The sequence below is a fragment of the Halioxenophilus sp. WMMB6 genome, assembly GCF_033283405.1.
GTDB lineage: Bacteria > Pseudomonadota > Gammaproteobacteria > Pseudomonadales > Cellvibrionaceae > Halioxenophilus.
This window is the reverse complement of the sequence record NZ_JAWMQR010000001.1, coordinates 15,729-34,416: the sequence shown is the minus strand read 5'-3', so window position 1 is coordinate 34,416 and position 18,688 is coordinate 15,729. Positions and strand designations below refer to the sequence as shown.

13 protein-coding genes and 2 pseudogenes are annotated in these 18,688 nt (G+C 49.6%); 8 read left to right on the top strand and 7 right to left on the bottom strand.

Annotation, left to right across the window (positions count from 1 at the left end; all coding sequences use genetic code 11):
- Positions 1 to 264 precede the first annotated feature (264 nt).
- Positions 265 to 2,451, bottom strand: a complete 2,187-nt coding sequence (locus SBL51_RS00155; protein ID WP_317928438.1) for a TonB-dependent receptor — start codon at positions 2,449 to 2,451, stop codon at positions 265 to 267.
- A gap of 363 nt (positions 2,452 to 2,814) precedes the next feature.
- On the opposite strand from SBL51_RS00155, the gene SBL51_RS00150 reads away from it, so the two are divergent.
- The 3 genes and pseudogenes from SBL51_RS00150 to SBL51_RS23225 all read left to right on the top strand — a co-directional run.
- Positions 2,815 to 3,024, top strand: coding sequence for a hypothetical protein (locus SBL51_RS00150; protein ID WP_317928437.1), 210 nt, complete (start codon positions 2,815 to 2,817; stop codon positions 3,022 to 3,024).
- Positions 3,012 to 3,206: a transposase gene (locus tag SBL51_RS23230; protein ID WP_411860456.1), complete on the top strand. Its 195-nt coding sequence runs from the start codon at positions 3,012 to 3,014 to the stop codon at positions 3,204 to 3,206. Before SBL51_RS00150 ends, SBL51_RS23230 begins: the two co-directional genes overlap by 13 nt.
- Positions 3,207 to 3,234: 28 nt before the next feature.
- A pseudogene (locus tag SBL51_RS23225) lies at positions 3,235 to 3,351 on the top strand (IS3 family transposase); the annotation flags it as partial.
- 138 nt (positions 3,352 to 3,489) lie between these two features.
- Here SBL51_RS23225 and SBL51_RS00140 read toward each other — a convergent pair.
- From SBL51_RS00140 to SBL51_RS00120, 5 genes and pseudogenes are all read right to left on the bottom strand, one after another.
- Positions 3,490 to 4,020 (bottom strand): annotated as a pseudogene (locus SBL51_RS00140) (SDR family NAD(P)-dependent oxidoreductase); the annotation flags it as partial.
- A 37-nt stretch (positions 4,021 to 4,057) separates the two neighbouring features.
- On the bottom strand, positions 4,058 to 4,246 hold the full coding sequence (locus tag SBL51_RS00135) for an acyl-CoA dehydrogenase family protein (protein WP_317928436.1): 189 nt from the start codon (positions 4,244 to 4,246) through the stop codon (positions 4,058 to 4,060).
- A gap of 26 nt (positions 4,247 to 4,272) precedes the next feature.
- A complete protein-coding gene (locus SBL51_RS00130) occupies positions 4,273 to 5,841 on the bottom strand; it encodes a class I adenylate-forming enzyme family protein (protein ID WP_317928435.1) in 1,569 nt (522 codons plus the stop codon).
- A gap of 1 nt (position 5,842) precedes the next feature.
- Positions 5,843 to 7,072 carry a thiolase family protein gene (locus SBL51_RS00125; protein WP_317928434.1) on the bottom strand — a complete coding sequence of 410 codons (1,230 nt, stop codon included), beginning with the start codon at positions 7,070 to 7,072 and terminating at the stop codon, positions 5,843 to 5,845.
- 377 nt (positions 7,073 to 7,449) lie between these two features.
- Positions 7,450 to 8,181: a TetR/AcrR family transcriptional regulator gene (locus tag SBL51_RS00120; protein ID WP_317928433.1), complete on the bottom strand. Its 732-nt coding sequence runs from the start codon at positions 8,179 to 8,181 to the stop codon at positions 7,450 to 7,452.
- Positions 8,182 to 8,286: 105 nt separating this feature from the next.
- Between SBL51_RS00120 and SBL51_RS00115 the strand changes: the two genes are divergently transcribed.
- Positions 8,287 to 10,089, top strand: a complete 1,803-nt coding sequence (locus tag SBL51_RS00115) for an acyl-CoA dehydrogenase (protein ID WP_317928432.1) — start codon at positions 8,287 to 8,289, stop codon at positions 10,087 to 10,089.
- Between the two features lie 68 nt (positions 10,090 to 10,157).
- Here the strand turns inward: SBL51_RS00115 and SBL51_RS00110 are convergent, their stop codons facing one another.
- The gene (locus SBL51_RS00110) at positions 10,158 to 10,553 is read right to left on the bottom strand and encodes a nuclear transport factor 2 family protein (protein WP_317928431.1); all 396 of its coding nucleotides are present in this window, start codon (positions 10,551 to 10,553) and stop codon (positions 10,158 to 10,160) included.
- A gap of 242 nt (positions 10,554 to 10,795) precedes the next feature.
- On the opposite strand from SBL51_RS00110, the gene SBL51_RS00105 reads away from it, so the two are divergent.
- The 4 genes from SBL51_RS00105 (at position 10,796) to SBL51_RS00090 (ending at position 18,598) form a co-directional block, all read left to right on the top strand.
- Entirely contained in the window at positions 10,796 to 13,201 is a 2,406-nt protein-coding gene (locus SBL51_RS00105; RefSeq protein ID WP_317928430.1) for a TonB-dependent receptor, read from the top strand.
- Between the two features lie 139 nt (positions 13,202 to 13,340).
- A complete protein-coding gene (locus SBL51_RS00100; RefSeq protein ID WP_317928429.1) occupies positions 13,341 to 14,573 on the top strand; it encodes an acyl-CoA dehydrogenase in 1,233 nt (410 codons plus the stop codon).
- Positions 14,574 to 14,610: 37 nt separating this feature from the next.
- Complete coding sequence (locus tag SBL51_RS00095; protein ID WP_317928428.1) at positions 14,611 to 15,714, top strand: saccharopine dehydrogenase family protein; 1,104 nt, start codon at positions 14,611 to 14,613, stop codon at positions 15,712 to 15,714.
- A gap of 265 nt (positions 15,715 to 15,979) precedes the next feature.
- Positions 15,980 to 18,598: a LuxR C-terminal-related transcriptional regulator gene (locus tag SBL51_RS00090; protein WP_317928427.1), complete on the top strand. Its 2,619-nt coding sequence runs from the start codon at positions 15,980 to 15,982 to the stop codon at positions 18,596 to 18,598.
- Positions 18,599 to 18,688: the final 90 nt, after the last annotated feature.

Sequence of the window (18,688 nt, the reverse complement as noted above, 5' to 3'; positions counted from 1 at the left end):
GGCGGCCAGATAAACCCAGCGCAAGCTTGGCGCCCGCACTTGCCAGAGCCCTGAGTCTCGCCCCTCCGATTCACCTTGCACAACCAGGTACTTTTTCTACTTTAGAATCCAGCTTGAACTTCATACCCATAAACATTACTGCATACTGTAATTGCAGGCTCACCATTTAGGTAAAGTTCACCTTCTCAACATCCCCGTCATCAGAAACACAAAGCTAGGAATTTTGACGAGACTGAAAGCACAAGCTAGAACCCTAAAAATCCATTAGAAATTGTAGGTAACATCTACACCATACGTTCTCGGTGGCGCATAGGAAGCACGAAGCCCTCGACCGGCTCCGACAACATCATCAAAATATTCTTCGTCAGTGAGATTATTTCCCCATAACGAGACGATCCAATTCTCTTCCTGCGAAATATAACTGGCTCTTGCACTCAACAATCCGTAGGCGTCTTGACGAAGAGCCTTTGTGTTGTCGGTTACGATAAAGTCAAAATTAAATTCATCCTTGTAAGAATAGGTCACTGTCATCGGAACGCTTGCCTTGCCCAAAGTAAACTCATATTCTGCCGAAACAAAGCCCGACCAGTCTGGAGTACGAACTAAGGGCTCTCCACTCACATCGACCCCAAAATCAGTCATTCCAGTTGCTGTAGGATCTCCTGTAGCATCAGCAACAAATATTTTTGCATTTGCTTCGTAATTTTTGTACTTAGCATCCAGGATGCTTAAACCAGCAGTCAACTTTAGACGATCATCTATCAACCAAGTAATGTCCAGATCAAAACCAAAAATTTCCGCGCTTGCTGCGTTTTCTGTCGAAGATATTCCATAACTTCCGGCTGCCGACCGGGTAACCTGCATATCCGAATAATCATAATAGAAAATCGAGCCATTAGCTCTCAGAGTTCGATTCAGGAAGTCGCCTTTAAATCCGATTTCCACCATATCTAAAATCTCGGGATCCAGTGGTTCCTTACCTGAGGCCGGGTAATCGAATCCTCCGCTTTTGAAGCCACGCGACAAAGTCATGTAATACATGACATCCTCTAGGTTATATTCGAGGGTAGCCTTGGGAGTAAATTGACTCCAATCCTCTTTATCTTGAAAGGGAACCGAAACAATAGTGACAGGCGCATTAGATGAAGCATTAACCTCAACCTCCTTTTCCTCCTCACTCCAACGCCCCCCTATCGTCAGCGACCATCGTTCACTCAATTCCCATGTGGATTCGCCATAGACCGCCCACGCATTCGTATCCACGGATTGAACACCTTGCGACAGGAGAAATCCCGCCCCCACATCTAAGTTAAATTCAAAGTCTGTTTCACCAACCAGGAAATTAGTACCAATAACCCAGCTCCAATTACCATCATTGTTGGAAACAAGTTGAAATTCCTGTGAATAGGAATTTGTTTCATCAGGAATTTTCGGCAGATCCAAAGTCTTGGCACTGGTTCCGTCAGCATCAATGGTGATTACCTGATCCATATCGGTGAAGGTTGTTATTGATGCAAAATCAGCTTTATCAAACGCAATATCGAAGCGCAACTGAGAGGAAAATTCTTTCCCGGTGTCCTTCGCCGTTATCTCAGTTGCCGCCTCATCTGCCTGTGTTCCAGTTATTCCACCCAGAGCGAGACCAGTACTAAGACCAGCTGGGCTTACATCGACCTGATCGTTACCATTGAGATCATCCTTTTCCCAATATCCCAATGTCAATCTGGCGGTTGCCCTGTTGGTCAGGTCCCAGCGCAATTTAGCTCGATAGGCTTGGTAATCCTGGTCGTCCAATTCCGAAACCCCGATTGGGGAAAGGTTGTCTACATAGCCGTCCCGTTTCTTAGACAACGCAGTTAACCGAACACCAAAGCTTTCACTAATCGGCACGCTTACCGTACCCGATAGGGTTTGTTGTCGGAAGTTTCCTAAACCCACTTTTACACTTCCTTCCAACTCATCAGCGACATCCTTGGTAATAATCCGAATCGCACCGCCGGTCGCGTTTCTACCATACAAAGTACCTTGCGGCCCCTTTAGCACCTCAATCCGCTCAACATCGGCAAAATCCATCATTGAAGTTGTAGCGCGAGAAACATAACGATCATCAACGTAGGTGGCTATGCTCGGCTCTAGCCCATTTAAAGCGAGCCTTGTCCCAACGCCTCGTAAATATGGAGATCCTGTAGCACCCGTGTTGCTGAATACCAGGCCGGGTGTAACTAATTGCAACCCCTGAGTACCTGAAACCCCAAAATTTGACAATTCTTCTCCTGAAAATGCAGAGACAGCGATTGCTACATTTTGAAGGCTTTCCGAACGCTTTTGTGCAGTAACTACTACCTCCTCTAGCTCTGCAGCAACAATATAAGTTGGCACTAGCCCAACAGCGAAACCTGAGATCACCGCTGATATGAATTTTATTCTTAAAGGATTTTTTCTAGAAAACATTGCTAACCTCTATTTTAATAATTTTATTGGACTTATATATTAAGAGACTATTTCTGCATCAATGGCACTACCGTGTCCACAGACCAGCTAAAGGGAGATATCAAGAGTCTTTTGAGCAATTGTGGATAAACATACTTCATCCTCGTTAGTTAGAATTATTATTGTGTTTGAAGTTGAAACCTTTGGTTCGTCATGTCTTTACAGCGTAATCTTAGTAACATCTTTGGATAGCTGTAAACTACTCTTAGGGGTAAATCCTGGGTAGTTTAAGCTCGAATGTTTCATGAGAGAGGGAGGATAGAAAAAGCGGCGTAAACTGCTTAAAAATCAGTGTGCGGCCATTGATTAACAGAAGAATCCTTCGTGACAGAATGCAACCAAATTTCCATCGATTTTCCATCTGTCGAACACCGTAAAGTTGATACCGATTTCTCCAGCGGTGATATCAGTATTCATGGCGATGCCATGCTCCTTCATCAGATTTATCGCCGGTTGAATCTGTGCCGCCGTGTGGCGCGAGCGATGGGTGATGATCGGGCCAGGCCAGCTGCGAATTTTCGCTGGAAGAACTGATCAAACAGCAAATCCATGAGCTCGCCCTCGGGAACGAAGTTCTCAACGACCATGATCAGCTGCGCGATAACCTGGTGCTTCAAACGGCTACTTCCTGGGTTGACACGATGGCCAGTGGCTCAACGTTGTGCCGTATGGAGCATCGGTCTATTGTTGACCCTAGATCTGAGACAGTAGGCTAAGATATAGCCTCCAAAACGAGGGGCAGTAATGAAACGTAAATCCTGCATATCGGAGTTCAAGGCAAAAGTTGCCATAGTAACCTTGAAAGGGCAACAGACGACTAATGAGATTGCCCAGGAATTTGGAGTGCACCCGACTCAGGTCTGAACGACTGACATCACCTATCTTCGCCTGCGGGGTGACTTTGAGGCCTGGTAGCTATTATGGACTGGCACAGTCGCAAGGTGTTGTCCTGGGAATTATCGAGCAGTATAGAATCGAGCTTGCGATAGCGTTCTTGACCAGAGGGGTCATCACATAGCCTGGGTGAACAGAATTGACCCTAATATGATAGCCTTGCTGGGCACACAGCAGAGCACAAGACTTGGTGAAAATCCGCACAGCGCCCTTACTGTCGTTGTAGGCGGGAGCGACGGGCTCACCGATAATGCCCTAGATTGAGGAAATATTGATAATGGAACAGCCACATTTCTTCATCACCCGGATTGCCTCGCGGGTACCCATGAACACTACGTCGGAGTTGACGGCCTGCATTTTGCGTCAACCCTCGAGGGTTTCTGCCTCGACGGTGGCCGGGGCGGCCATACCGGCATTATTGACCAGTACGTTCAGTTGACCACAATTAGCAAGGATTTGATCGACGATTTCTTTCCAGCGAGCCTCGTCTGTCACGCCCTGTTCCAGAGCAATGGCACCCGGAATTGTCGCAGCGTGAGACTTGACTGCCTCGAAATTGATGTCGGTGACGACGACGGTAGCGCCCTCCTCCGCCATTCTCGTTGCAGCGGCGGCGCCGAGTCCACTGGTGACCATCGCAACTTTGCCTTTTAATCTCTTCATGTTGTCTACCTTATCGTGCTGGGTGGAATTTAAGTAATTCAGGATTGACGAGACAAACCACGCCCTTGAGGGCAAGGGTCTCGTCACAACCGTCGGCGATCAAGACGGAACGGGCATCGCGGAGCAGTTTTTCCATCGGGTACTCCCTGGTCACGCCGTTGCCGCCAAAGATCTGCAGCGCGTCGGCGAAGAGACTCACACCAGTGAGTCCCGCCCCTCATTAATTTAAATTCGATAAATATTCGGCGCTTCGGCGTCAAAGGCATCCAGCAGAAAACGCTCTTGGGGCTTCTCAGACGCCGTTTTCGGAATCTGCTCAACCACTTGCAAGAAAGTCGGCATAAAGCTCGCCGCCAGATTCTTCCTACAGGCGTCAAATACGGCTCCTGCGTCAAAATCATCCATCGAACTTGGAACGATGGCTGCGACCACTTCCTTTTCACCCGGCGCCATACCCGGCATAGCGACACCGTAGACAAATACGTCATCAACCATGTCGTTCTGGGATAGGGCCTTTTCTACAAAAGCCGGATTGACAAAATCACCGTTGCGACGGATTCCACCGCCCTTTCTGTAGTGGAAGTAAAGCCAGCCATTCTCATCGACGTGGCCGACATCCCCCATACGCAACCAGCCCCCCACGGTCTTCCTCTCGGAGGCCTCAGGATTTTTAAAGTACTTCACCACAGGTGAGGTACCGTCGCTGTTCTTGAAGCAGATCTCACCGGGCTCACCGGGAGCACATTCGTTACCGTCATCATCGAATATCTTCAGTTCCAACATGGCAGGAGCCTGACCGCAACTTCCGATGGGACCAGCTCCGGAGGGATTGAAGGTCAAGCCTCCTTCTGCAGCACCGTAAAACTCGGTCAGTTTCAGGTCGAAACGTCGCTCGAAATCTTCCCAAATGGCGGCGGGCATACCGGCACTTAGAATCATCCGAACCGGGTTGTCTGCGTCGCTGTCCTTACGCGGTTCGGCATAAATGGCCGTAGTCATGCCGCCGAGCAGGTTGAACCAGGTGCAACCGTAGGCACGCGCCACATCCCAGAGGCGGGATTTGGTGAACTTGCGACTGATCACACCGCGTAAACCAAGGTAGATGGAACAGCCGAGAGTGATCAACTGGGCATTGGCGTGAGTCAGGGAAAGTCCAGTATAGGGGCGGTCATCCTCTCGAAGATTCATCACCTGTTGGATAATCGGAGCTGTTCCAAAGCGCGCGTGGGCCGCCATAATCGCTTTCGGATCTCCGGTCGTACCCGAGGTATAGAGCAATTGCGCCGGATCCATCGAATCTGTGCTTTCAATCGCCACTTCGGGATTCGGTGTCGGTCCCGCAAGAATGCTGGCAACGCTTTCACCATCACCCTCCAGGGGCAGTACCCAGCTCTCGCTTTTCGCCCATACCTCGCCGACAAAATCGAGGGCATAGTTAGCGACAACCGCCCCCTTACAGTCGGCGAAATTGAGCATGAATTTCAGCTTATCGCCCTTGATACGGGGGTCTATGGGAACAAAGATGGAACCGACGATAGAACTGGCGACCATCAGGTCTGCAAATTCAGCGTGATTCATCATCACCATGCCAAAGGTATCGCCCTTTTGAATACCTTTCGCTTTCAACCAAGCAGCCAGTTTCTGACCGTTATCCCACAGTTGTTGATAGGTACGACGCTCGTCGACAAAATTGCCATCCGCATCGATGTCAACAAAGGTTAGAACGTCGAGATCCGGCTTCTTCTTAAGCCAAACTCGAATTTGATTGGCGAGAATGGCGTCTTCCGAATTCATATCAGTCCTCCCTAGCAAGGATGGATACCACCGTAGCGGCTGAATCGATACCGATCAGGCCGCCGCCATTGTGTGCCAAGCCAATACGTGCGCCCTCTACCTGACGATTACCACAGTGACCGCGAAGTTGCTCGGTTAATTCAACGATCTGTGCCGCACCGGAGGCACCAATGGGGTGCCCCTTCCGCAACAGCCCGCCGGAAACGTTGACAGGAATTCGTCCACCGAGGCGGGTATCTCCAGAATCCAGCAGACGCGCGCCCTCGCCTTTCGGACACAGTTCAAGATACTCGTAGGTGAGGATTTCAGAGGGCGCCGAGGCGTCGTGCAGTTCGACAATACTCAAGTCGTTAGGACCGACTCCCGCCTCTTTATAAGCCATGTTGGCTGCGTAGTTTGCAACCTGGTCTGTCATTTCCCAACCGGATACCAAAGCCGAAGACAAGACTTTGACTTTTTTGTCCATACCCATCTCTTTCGCCTTCCGCTCGCTGACGATAATCACCGCAGCGGCGCCGTCGCCTACCGGCGAACACATGGGAAGTGTCAGAGGGTAGATAATTTCACGACAGGCCAAGACTTCCTCGACCGTCATTTCAGTCTGGAACTGGGCCTTGGGATTGAGGCTGCCGTGGTAGGAGTTCTTCACCGTAACACCTGCGAAATGCACTTGTGTAGTCCCGTACTTTTTCATGTGAGCGATGGACATGTGGGAGTAGATATCCATGAATACCGAACGTGTGACACCAGCATTTTCGATATCGATGGGTTCACCCGACTTCTCAGCCAGCGCCTCAAGAGCCCCTATCAGGCCTTTTTCCTGTTCAGTATCGACTGCACCATCAAAGGCGGCAAAGGTACGGCGCTTGTCTTCGTGGAAGAGTTTTTCAAAACCGCAGGCAAGAACCACATCATAAAAGCCGGCCGTCACCATGGCGCAAGCCTGGTTAAAGGCTGTAGACGACGTCGCGCAGGCGTTTTCAACATTGACAACAGGAATCTTTCCTATTCCCATCTCGCGCAACGCGGCCTGACCGCTGATCATCTCCTGGCCCTGAACAACACCACCGGCTCCGTTGCCCATCCACGCGGCCTGAATTTCTTCCTTGGCGATACCCGCATCAACAATGGCCTCGGCAATAGCTTCACCCGCGAGGGACTTGAGGGTGCGATCAAGGTGTTTGCCAAAGCGCGTCATCCCGACTCCGGCTACGTAGGCGTTCATCTTCATATTGTGGTCTCCGTTGGTTTCAATCTAGTTTCCATCCAGAAACGCCGCTCATGGCGTTTGGCAGATTCGACTCGTACTTGTTTATATGCTTCCTTTCGCTGGAGGCATTAAAATAAAGCCATCCTTGTGGAAACTCTCAATAAGAGAGCAGTAATCAAAGGGCTAGGTTAACGCCAGTTTTTCGGGGTTAGGGCCAGCCACACAGAAGGGAATCCGCTGCTTGGCCAAATACTGTTAAACAACTTTTCCGGTGTACCCACTTGCGCCGTAAACCAATACTTTAAGTTCTGAACTCATTGTTCGATTCTTATATTTTTTCGCGTATATTTCTCACAATAACGCAAGTTTTACATGGTGAAATTTTTGAAAGCCGCTTATTAAATATCGAGGCGAGCCATCACCAGTTCGGTGATAAATTCCGCATAGCGTTGTGGAGAAATTTTTCTCCCCCGGTGCTTCCAACTCTTCAGATGCCAATCCTGTAACAGGGAAATTATTGCAGAAGCGCAGAGATTTATATCAAGTGAATTAAAAATGCCTTCTTTTATTCCGTCGCCTACCAACCTGACAAAACGTGCTTCAAAGTCCAACTCAGTCCGTTTTGCCTTCTCTTTTTGTTGCTCGGAAAGACTTTTTGATTCCATATAGACAAAATAAAACCAGGGCTGTAACTGCTCCGAGAGATAAATATGCGCGTAGATCAATGCAATCAGCTTGGCTCTGGTATCTTCGATCCCGGCAGTGGCAAGATCTGTCAATTCGCTGGAGATAACACCAAGCACGTGTTCGATAAGATTGGCCAGCTCCTCCTTGCTGCCGATATAGGCGTAGAGCCCCCCCATACTGATATCGCTCTCCCTGCTCAGTTCACGCAGACTCATGGAGTGAAAGCCGGTTTTGGAGCTGAGTTTGAAAGTAGCCTTTAGTATGCGCCCCAGTTTTTCCAGACCTATACGCTGATTTCTCACAGAAATCTGATCGCCGCGCAGGGAATAGACTGTCTGGCAAATCCAATCATCGGAAGCTGGAGAGAACCTCAAAAAAGCTTCATAGGAAAGACTTTCAGGCCATGCGGGGGAATTTCTTTTCGTCGTGTTTTTCAAGTTCATCTCATTATCCATATCGCTTTCAGGATTGACATTATTTGAAAACACAATAAAATTCAATACAAATAAATCGAACGCTCGATCGATAAATGCATCAGGAGTTCTGCTATGCCCGCCATCTTGAATGAACGAGAACTGGATTTTCTGCTTTACGAATTACTCGATACGGAAAAGGTACTGAGCCGCCCCCGTTACACAGAGCATTCCAGAGAAGTTTTTGATGCCACGCTGGCGACTGCGAGAACTGTCGCAGAAAAGTATTTTGCCAACCACTATGCAAAGGGCGATCAGTGCGAACCCACCTTCGATGGAAAAAAGGTCTCCATCATTCCCGAAACCAAAGAGGCATGGGATAACTTCAGCGAAGCCGGTTTCCTTGTTGCCCATTACGATTACGACCAGGGCGGCATGCAGTTGCCCGAGACGGTTTTGCGTGCAGCCATGGGATACTTTTTTGCAGCAAATATCGCTACCGCGGCATATCAGTTGTTAACTCTCGGGGCCGCCAATCTGATCAATACCTTTGCCAGCGATGAACAGAAAGCACTCTATCTGCCACTGCTGCAAAATGGCAGTTGCGCGGGAACGATGGCCATGACCGAACCCAACCAGGGTTCTGCGCTGGGCGATATCCGCACTATCGCCAAACCCGCCGATGATGGCAGTTACCGAATTTTCGGCAACAAAATGTTTATCTCAGGTGGCGACCAGTGTCTCACCGAGAATATTTTGCATCTGGTCCTCGCAAAAATTGAAGGGGCTCCTGCTGGAGTAAAAGGGATTTCCCTGTTTCTCTGCCCAAAATTTCTGGTCAATGCTGACGGCTCACCCGGAGAGCGCAACGACGTGGCACTGGCCGGTCTTCTGCACAAAATGGGTTATCGAAATACCACTTCCACAGTGCTTAATTTTGGAGAGAAAGACGGTGCAGTAGGTTATCTGGTCGGCGAGCCCCACAAAGGGCTAAGCTATATGTTCCAGATGATGAACGAAGCCCGTATCGGCGTTGGCCTGGGTGCCGCCTCACTGGGTTACCAGGGTTATCTCGCCTCTCTCGATTACGCCAGAGAACGCCGTCAGGGACGCCTACCCTCCAGCAAGGATCCACTATCTGCTCAGGTTACCCTCATAGAGCACGCCGACATACGGCGTATGCTGTTGGCGCAAAAGGCCTATTCTGAAGCATCCCTCGCCATGTGCCTGTACGCCAGTTCACTGCTGGAAGACTCGCACACTGGAGAAACTGCTGAGCAACGCGAGAAAGCATTCCGCCTGCTCGATCTAATCACTCCGATTGTCAAATCCTGGCCTTCCAGATACGGGATTGTGGCTAACGATCATGCCATTCAGATTCTAGGCGGTGCGGGTTATACCCGAGAGCACCCTATCGAACAGTATTTACGCGACAACCGCCTCAACCCCATTCATGAAGGTGCCGAGGGCATTCACGGTCTGGATATTCTGGGCAGGAAAGTTGTTGTCAATGGCGGCGCTGACTTTGAATTGCTGATGTCCGAGATGGATGAGACCATAAATGCTGCAACGTCAATGGATCGCTGTGCTGCTTTGGCTGCCCCGCTGAAATCTGCCTGCGCAGCTCTTTCGGAGACCACTGTAACGCTGCGGGGTGAACTCAGCAAGAACTCCGACAAGACCCTGTCCAACGCGACGATTTATCTGGATGCTTTTGGACGCGTATTTGCCGCATGGATCTGGCTGAAGCAGGCAGTAGTGTCTGAACAAGCTTTGAGTAGTGGTGCCAAATCTATAGATGATGAGCATTACTATCGGGGTAAATTGCAGGCAGCGCAGTATTATGTTCAATGGGAGTTGCCGCAACTGCAAGCCCAGCTCGATCTGCTCAATCGATTTGATAATACGACTCTGGCGATGCATCCGGACTGGTTTTAATCTGCTGGACAGACAAATAAAAACGCCCAGCATCAACTGACGGGGCGTTTTTACAGTTGTGCGAAATATCAGGAGAAAGTGCGCACAATCAGATAGGTATCGGTATATTCCCGAACCCTGTGAATTTTACCATCTTTCAGCTCAACTACGATACAGTAGTTGTTGTTGTAGTCTTTTCCGTTTGCAGTTCTGGATGTGCCCTGCACCTCCATTACAACCCGGCCTCCCTCGGCTGTAGCTGTGGAAACATTCATTGCCAGCCCACCATCAAGGAGATCGCCAAGGGGAAGCAACAGCTTGTTGAGAACATCATCAGGACCTCGCATGACGCCGCTAAACGGATGTTCCCCCAAAATTTCCCACTGAATATCGTCATGGACATTACTGAGAAATTTTCCTATTTCGCCATCAGCAATGGCCATCCACGAGCTGACCACGAGCTCCTTGTTACTATCATTAGACATCGTTCTACTCCTTGGAATAAGCAACTGGTAATTGGAAATTTCACTGTTGTGAAAGTTGAGAGTCTATTTATTTTCGAGAATATTAAAACTACCCATGAGAGTGGTTCTTTTTACCACCCTGCAATGATTGCCTCGGCAGGAACTACTCTATTTTCACCCTTGTGGGTAGTTTAGCCAGGGGCTGGCTGCACCTATACTCGGTAGCTAAATAATTACAATAAATACCAGTTAAGAGAGGCCTTATGACTCACCGATTAAATAAAAATAAATTATTACTGACGACTACCTGTGCCGCTATGGCTGTCGGGTCAACTGCAGTCTCTGCAGCGACAATCGAAGAGGTAATAGTTACCGCAAACAAACGCGAAGAGAGCATCAACGATGTTGGCATCACCGTATCGGCAATGTCCGGAGAGGTGATAGAGCAGCGCTTGATCAATGACCCTGTAAGTCTGGCTCAGAATATTCCCGGTCTGTCGCTCGCCCCCTCTAGCCACGGCACCCCTGTATATACCTTGCGTGGTGTAGGTTACAACGCCGATGTACTGGCAGCCTTCCCGGCAGTAAGCATCTACATGGATGAAGCGCCTATGCAGTTCCCTATCTTTGGCGCCAACTCCGTTTTTGATCTGGAGCGTGTGGAAGTACTGAAAGGTCCTCAGGGTATTATGTTTGGTCAAAACTCCACCGGTGGTGCAATCAACTATATTGCCGCCAAGCCAACCGATGAGTTCGAAGCAGGCATCACAGCCAGCTACGGTCGCTGGGACGAAACAACCTTAAGTGGTTATGTCAGTGGTCCCCTGTCTGATTCCGTTCGTGCCCGACTGGCCGTTAACGGGCAGCAAAGAGACGAGTGGCAGCGCAATTTCAGAACCGGTGATGAGCTGGGTAAGCAGGACTTTTTCGCTGCCCGCCTGATCGTTGAAGCTGATCTGAGCGAAAAACTGACCATGAGCATGAATATCAATGGCGCAAGTGACAAGAGCGATCCCCAGGGCAAACAGTTGATAGTACACAACCCTGCCTATCCCGGACTTGAAGGATTTATCAACCCTGACGCAGCAACTGTAGCTCTGTCTCCTACCAATGATGCCCGTGCCACTGACTGGGGCGACAAAGCTCTGGATCACTGGTCTGTAAGCAACGGCCGTCCCAAAGGCGATCGCGACCTGTCACAGTTTTCTGTACGTTTTAACTACGACATCTCTGATGAAGTGCAACTGGTTTTTCTGAGCACCTATAACCATCTCGAGCAGGACCCTGTTGTCGATCTGGATGGTTCCTACCTGCAGTACACCGACCTGCCCAAAGATGAAGGTCATATGGATTTTTATAACCAGGAAATCCGTATCTCAAATGCAAACGATGCCGGTGCCAAACTGCGTTGGACCGCTGGCGCCAACTATGACTCCGGCGATGTTGCTGAAGACCAGATCATTACCTATGCCGACAACTCACTGAGTCCGGCTAACGCTTTTGTCACTGGAGAATACGTTGAAGATTATCGAATTAACGCTTCAGGTATCGACTTCAAGGCAGACACTAAATCCTGGGCGGTTTTCGGTAATGTCGAATACGATATGAGCGAGAAGTTGACTCTGCGCGCCGGTGCTCGGTATACAGATTCAGATTTTGACACCACCATATGTAGCTATAGCCCCGGCGATGGCCACGTAGCAAACGAGTTCAGCCTGCTGGGCTTTTGGTTTACCGGTATAGAGTCGAACCTCAGCCAGACTGACTGTTACACCCTAAACGAGAACCTCGCTCCCGGCGACCCCTATGTCAACAAGCTTTCCGAAAATAACACTGCATGGAAAGTGGGTGCCGATTACCGTATCAACGAAGAGACCCTGTTCTATGCCAACATTTCCAAAGGCTATAAGTCAGGCAGCTTCCCTGCTGTAACTGCAGCCACTTTCCAGGAACTCAACCCGGCAACCCAGGAGTCTGTACTCTCTTATGAATTGGGTACCAAAGCCACTCTCCTCGATGGTGCCATGCAGTTGAATGCAGCTGTTTTCTATCAGGATTACAAAGACAAGCAGATTCAGGGCGCACTTGAGACTGCATTATTTGGTACTCTGCAGCAGTTGATCAATATTCCCAAGTCAACCATTGCCGGTGCGGAGATGGATATAGTTTGGGCTGCAACTGACGCTTTGACTATTTCTACTTCTATCAGCTATCTGGATACAGAGGTTAAGGAATACACCAATACCAATCTTGTTGGCACTAAAAATGACGATCATTCCGGCGACAAGCTGCCCTATGCTCCGGAACTGACTTTCATTCTGGACGTGGATTACACCGTACCCTTAGGAAATGGCGAGTTCTTCGCCGGAGCCACCTACAACTGGCAGGATGAGCAGGACACCTATATAGGTGGTAGCCGTGTCAATATTTATGATGCCGACAACGGGCTGCTGCGTACCACTACCGACCACCCTTATGTGATCGAAAGCTACAGCCTGGTTGATGCCCGTATCGGTTACCGCGGCCAGAACGGCGTGAGTGTTTCAGCCTGGGCCAAAAACCTCACAGACGAGTTTTATGTAACCAACTCCGTACTTTACAACGAGGTTAGCTACCAACTGACTGGCTTGCCGCGCACCTACGGTTTGACTGTTTCTTACAAATTCTAAGAAGCGGTATCTGCAACAAACTGCGCTATCCGGCCTCAGGGTCGGATAGCACATACTTCCGGTAACTAGCACCCACACATTGCACAGATCTGTGTAAACGAATGTGGAGCTAATAATAGAATACAAATGAGGTTTCAGCATGAGTGATTTTTTAGTGAACTTTCCTAACAGCACCATTGAGCCACCGATGACGGAAGAAGAAGCTGCTGTACGTGATGCCTGTAACAAATTTGCCAGGGAGGTTATGCGCCCTGCCGGTATCAAACTGGATAAGCTGAGCGCCGAAGAGATGATTGCTCCAGGATCCAAGTTCTGGGATGTAATGGAAGGCGCCAAAGATCTGGGGCTCAGCGTCAAAGCCATGGCTGAGATTGAGCCTGTGCAGCGTGCCCGTCTGTTTGCCATTGCCACTGAGGAAATGTCCTGGGGTGATGTAGGCCTCGCCGCCGCTGTTCTTGTGCAGAATATGCCGGCACTCTATGCCCTGATAGCTAATAATCAAGAGATGCTCGACTACTGTGATGGCAAGAGAGGCTGTTGGGCAATTACCGAACCCGACCACGGCTCAGACAATCTGGATCCGGGCAATACCTCAGCCCATCCCAAGGGTGAGATCAGTCGTCCCAACTGTGTAGCCCAGATTCAGGGCGACAAGATAATTATTAACGGGCAGAAATCCGCCTGGGTCTCCGGAGCCATGACTGCCGAGATCTGCGCCTTGTACTGCCATACCATTATTGATGGCCGCCCCCAGCAAGGCATCGCGGTAATAGTGCCACTGGACGCACCCGGAGTATCCCGAGGTAAACCCCTTGAGAAAATGGGTGCCCGTTGTCTGAACCAAGGCGAGCTGTTCTTCGACAACGTCGAAGTACCAATTTCTCACTTATTGGTAGGACCAGACCAGTACAAGGATTTCCTCCACCATACTCTGTCAAACGCTAACCCCTACACCGGGCTGGTGTTTGTCGGGGCCGGTCGTGCCGCCTATGAACTGGCATTGGCCTACGCCCACGATCGCAAAGCTGGTGGAGTACCACTGATCAAGCATCAGAATGTGCAGTACCGTCTATTCCATATGTTCCGCAAACTGGAGGCCGCTCGTGCCCTGCTGCACCGCACCCTGGCTTACAATGCCTCTGCGGAGACGCCGTCATTGATCGGTGCCTGCTCTTCTAAAATAACCGCAACCCAGTTCGGTTTTGAGGTGGCTAACGAAGCGTTGCAGATTTTTGGCGGAAATGGAATGACCAAAGAGTATCCGCTGGAAAAACTACTCCGCGATGCACGTGCCGGCTTGATTGCCGATGGCTGTAATGAGTTTCTGGCGATTGCCGGTGGCCGCCAGCTGATGAATTCTGATCTGTTCTAAATAAAATAAACAAACTGTATAAACAGAGGAAAATAATATGTCAGACCCAAAAGTTATTGTTCACGGCTGTGGTTATACCGGCAAACTGGCTGCAGAATATGTAGCTCGGCGCAATATCCCCTTTATCTTTCTCGGTCGCAATCCGGAAAAACTGGAAGCGTCGATGAAACTGATCGAAGAGCGTCTTGGCCGCAACTCCGGCGGCCAGATCGCTGTAGCAGAAAACACCAAAGAAGCCCTTCTGCCGATTTTCGAGAAGGCCGAAGTGGTAATCAACACCGTAGGCCCTTTCATGCAGTTGGGCGGTCCGGTTGTCGAAGCCTGTCTGGAGGGCGGCTGTCATTATCTGGATACCACCGGTGAGCAGGACTGGGGGCTTCTCTGTCAGGAAAAATGGGGCCAGGCTTTTGCTGATAAAGGCCTTTTGATCTCCCCGGCCAACTCCTTTATGTGGTGTGCCGGAGCGCTGGTATCTGAAGCTATGCTGGAGACTGACGGCATTGATACTCTGGAGATCATTTACGACATTCACAATGCACTGCCCTCCGTCGGTTCATCCCGCTCCTTCCTGCGAATGGTTACTGAACCCCAATACTATCTGGAGCAGAATGAACTTGTGGCTTGGCCGAAAGATGAAGTTTTCACCCGCGTAGTGCCCAACAAGCCCGCCCCCATCTTGACCCTGCCCTGGAGTGGTGGTTTTGAGCCGATCTGGTTCAAAGATGATCACCGTGTGCGCACCTGTAAAGTGCTGACTGGTTTTGGTGACCAGATGATGATGGATGTTGTGGCGTTGATCAAACAGATCCACAATGAATCAGCCAATCTCAGTGCGGAAGAGAAAGAGCGCATGACGAATGACATGGGTGACGACATCTCCAGCGGCGAGCCTGACAAAGACGATATGGACGTCCAGCGCAGCTATATCGCCTGTTACGGCAGTGGTCGACAGATTTCCAAGCAATTGGTTCTCAGTCTGGCCGCGCCCTATCAGTTTACCGGACAGATCTCAGCCCAAGCAGCCGAGCTGCTGATCAATGGGCAACTGAATAACCCCGGCTTCCAGTCTGCACCGCAAGCCTTCGGGCACAAGGTGCTGCTTGATAAGTTTAATGAAATGGGATACACAGATATCAACTAATTTCCCCCTCCCCTGTAGCCGTGCCAGCCTTTGGACTGGTGCGGTTTTTTTCCTGAAACCCTCTGTTACGCCCGTTGCCACACTAGCGCGTTGCCCTTATTATTGACACCAAATAACTATGCCGACCGCTTTTTAAAGCGCACAAGCAGATTCCGAGCTCTCTTTTACCAGTATGCAAATAGTCAAGAGTAAACTGTTACCCCCGAGATATTGCGGAAAAATACTTTCCCGGCCACGATTACAAAAGCTGGTTGCACCGGAAAATTTGCATAAGCTGACCTTTGTCCACGCACCGGCCGGGTTCGGTAAGACCACGCTTCTTTACCAGTGGCGCGATATCCTTCAGGAAAATGACTCCTGTGTGGCCTGGTATATGCTAGACGAGGGCGACAATGACTCGGTAACGTTCAAAGAGTATCTTGTCGCCAGCCTTGAATTGGCACTTGGAGATACCGGGAGTTCAAGTGATCTTGGCCGGGTTCAGGCTGATGATATCCGCTCACCGCCCTCTTTTATTACCAGTATTGTCAATGAGTTAGGAGCACTTGAACGAGAAATTGTCCTGATAATTGACGACTTCCATCTCGTTACAGATTCACGGGTGATTCAGAGTGTCTATGACCTAGTGAGTTATGCCCCACCGAATTTTCACCTGATTATCGCCAGCCGGGCCCTGCCCCAATTCTCTATATCCAATCTAGTCGTATATGGCCACGCATTGGAGCTGAATGGCAGAGCCCTGCGTCTCAATGAGGAGGAGATCAATAATTATCTTCAAGATGTTCAGGGAATCTCGTTGAGTGATGAAGAACGGGCAGATATCCTCTCCCAAACCGAAGGTTGGGCGGCGGGTTTGCATATGGCTTCGCTTGCAATCAGGCAAAAACAGCCCGGGGAAAGGGTCAATCTTAATATGGGACAGGGGTCTCTCGCCCTGCAGGACTTCCTGATTGAACAGGTACTGAACAAACAATCCCCGGAAATGAAGTCATTTTTGCTGAGTACTGCTTTCCTGCCGCGACTCAACGCCGAGATATGTAATGAAGTGGCCGGCGTCGACAATGCTAACGAAATGCTTGCTGAAGCTTCCAGTAAAGGCCTTTTTGTCGTACCTCTGGACGGCAACTGGTACCGCTACCACCATATTTTTTCAGCCTTTTTACAGGATTTTGCCAAGTCGCACTGTAAGGATATCCTCAGCGATATTGTCGCCAAATCCTGTAACTGGCTAGAAAGTCACAAACGCTTTCATGAGGCTGTGGTTCTCGCTCTGCAAGCCGAGGAGTATGAACTGGCAGAAGACTTTATCACCCGCTATGCGCTGGAACTGCTGCGCCGGGGCATGACCACAACCATGCTCAGCTGGCTCAGCCAGCTTCCAAAACCGATCAGTGAATGCGATCTTACCTTACAATTGTATGTGGCCTGGGCGATGGTTTTGGTAAGGAAGCCTGATGAAGCGAAGGCACTTCTCGATGGTATTGACGAAAAGAATGCCGACCGGGATCAGAACCTGAAAATCCACTCGGAAATTGCCCGCTATGGTGCTATGGCCTGGTCTGAGAATCAGAGTGACGCCAAAAAACGCATGAAGGAAATCTATGCAACGGGGCTGGTTCAGGACCCCTGGGACATAGCCGCCGTACACAATATCATCAGTTACTGCTGTACGGTGGATGGTGATATAGTCGAAGCAACCAAGGCTTACCAGAAGGTATTGCTTCATTCCAATGCACCCTACCCTATTATCTACAGTAAAGTACTGATGGGTATGTGTCTGAAAGCAAGAGGCCAATTACACGAGGCTGCGGCCCTTTTCGAGGACGCGATGATCCTGGCGGAAAATGAGAGTGCAGAGAACTCGGTCTCAACTTCTCTTGCATCTGCCAATCTGGCAGAAATTTTCTACGAGTGGAACGATCTGGCGGCTTGCAGTAACTTTGTTGAGCCGCGAATGGATGTTATCGATGAAACCAGCCTCAACGATGTATTGATTTCAGTCTACTCTTTTCTGGTGCGCGTTCGTGAACAGCAGCAGAATTACGGAGAAGCAACCAAGTTGATTCAGCACGCCCTTGAACTGGCCTACTCACAACCCTATGGTCTGCGCCTTGAAGCTGCACTACTTTTTGAAAGATTGTGCCTGTTGCTCAACAAAAGCTATCTGAAAGAGGCACAGGACCAACTCGCACAGATGGAAATGCGCTTTAAGAAAGAGGCCGGAGAAGATTCCTTTACATCCCATCAGGTGCAGAAACACTTTGCCAAAAGTCGTGCGCGGGTTCTGTTGGCACAAGGGGACTTCGGTGAGGCGAAAGAGATTATTCTGGAGTTGATTGGCACCGCGAAACAGGAAAACAAGCTCTACGACGTGCTCAAGCTTAGAGGTTTTCTTGCTATGCTGGTGTTCCTCAGTGGCGAAGTCGACGAGGCCTGCAAAATGCTGCACGAACTGCTGGCTGATACCTCACCTCACAACCTTATTCGCAGCTTTATTGACCTTGGAAAGTCTTTCCGCCAGCTATTTGTTCAGTATTTGCAAACATACTGGGGCACAGAATCAGAAACTGGCGAGACTTCTATCGACCACGCTTACATTAATCGTCTGCTGGAAGCCTTTGAAATCGATGAATTTCAACTGACCACTGTTGTAATGAACGATGATGAACAGGAAGCTAACCTGTTTGTTCGCTATGGACTGAGCGAGCGGCAGCAACAGATTATTGTCGCCATCGCCAAGGGGGAAACCAACAAACAGATTGCCTCATCAGCCAATATCTCTGTAGACACTATCAAATGGCATATGAAACAGATCTTTCAAAAGCTGGGCGTCAAAAACAGGACAGACGTGGTCCGTAAGGCTCACGAGCTTCGTATGATTTAAGGTGTATTAGTTCAGACCCAATCTGACAATTCCCCCTGAAAAAGCGAGGGTTACCGATTTTGATTGAAGGTGACGAAACCTTTAAACCAA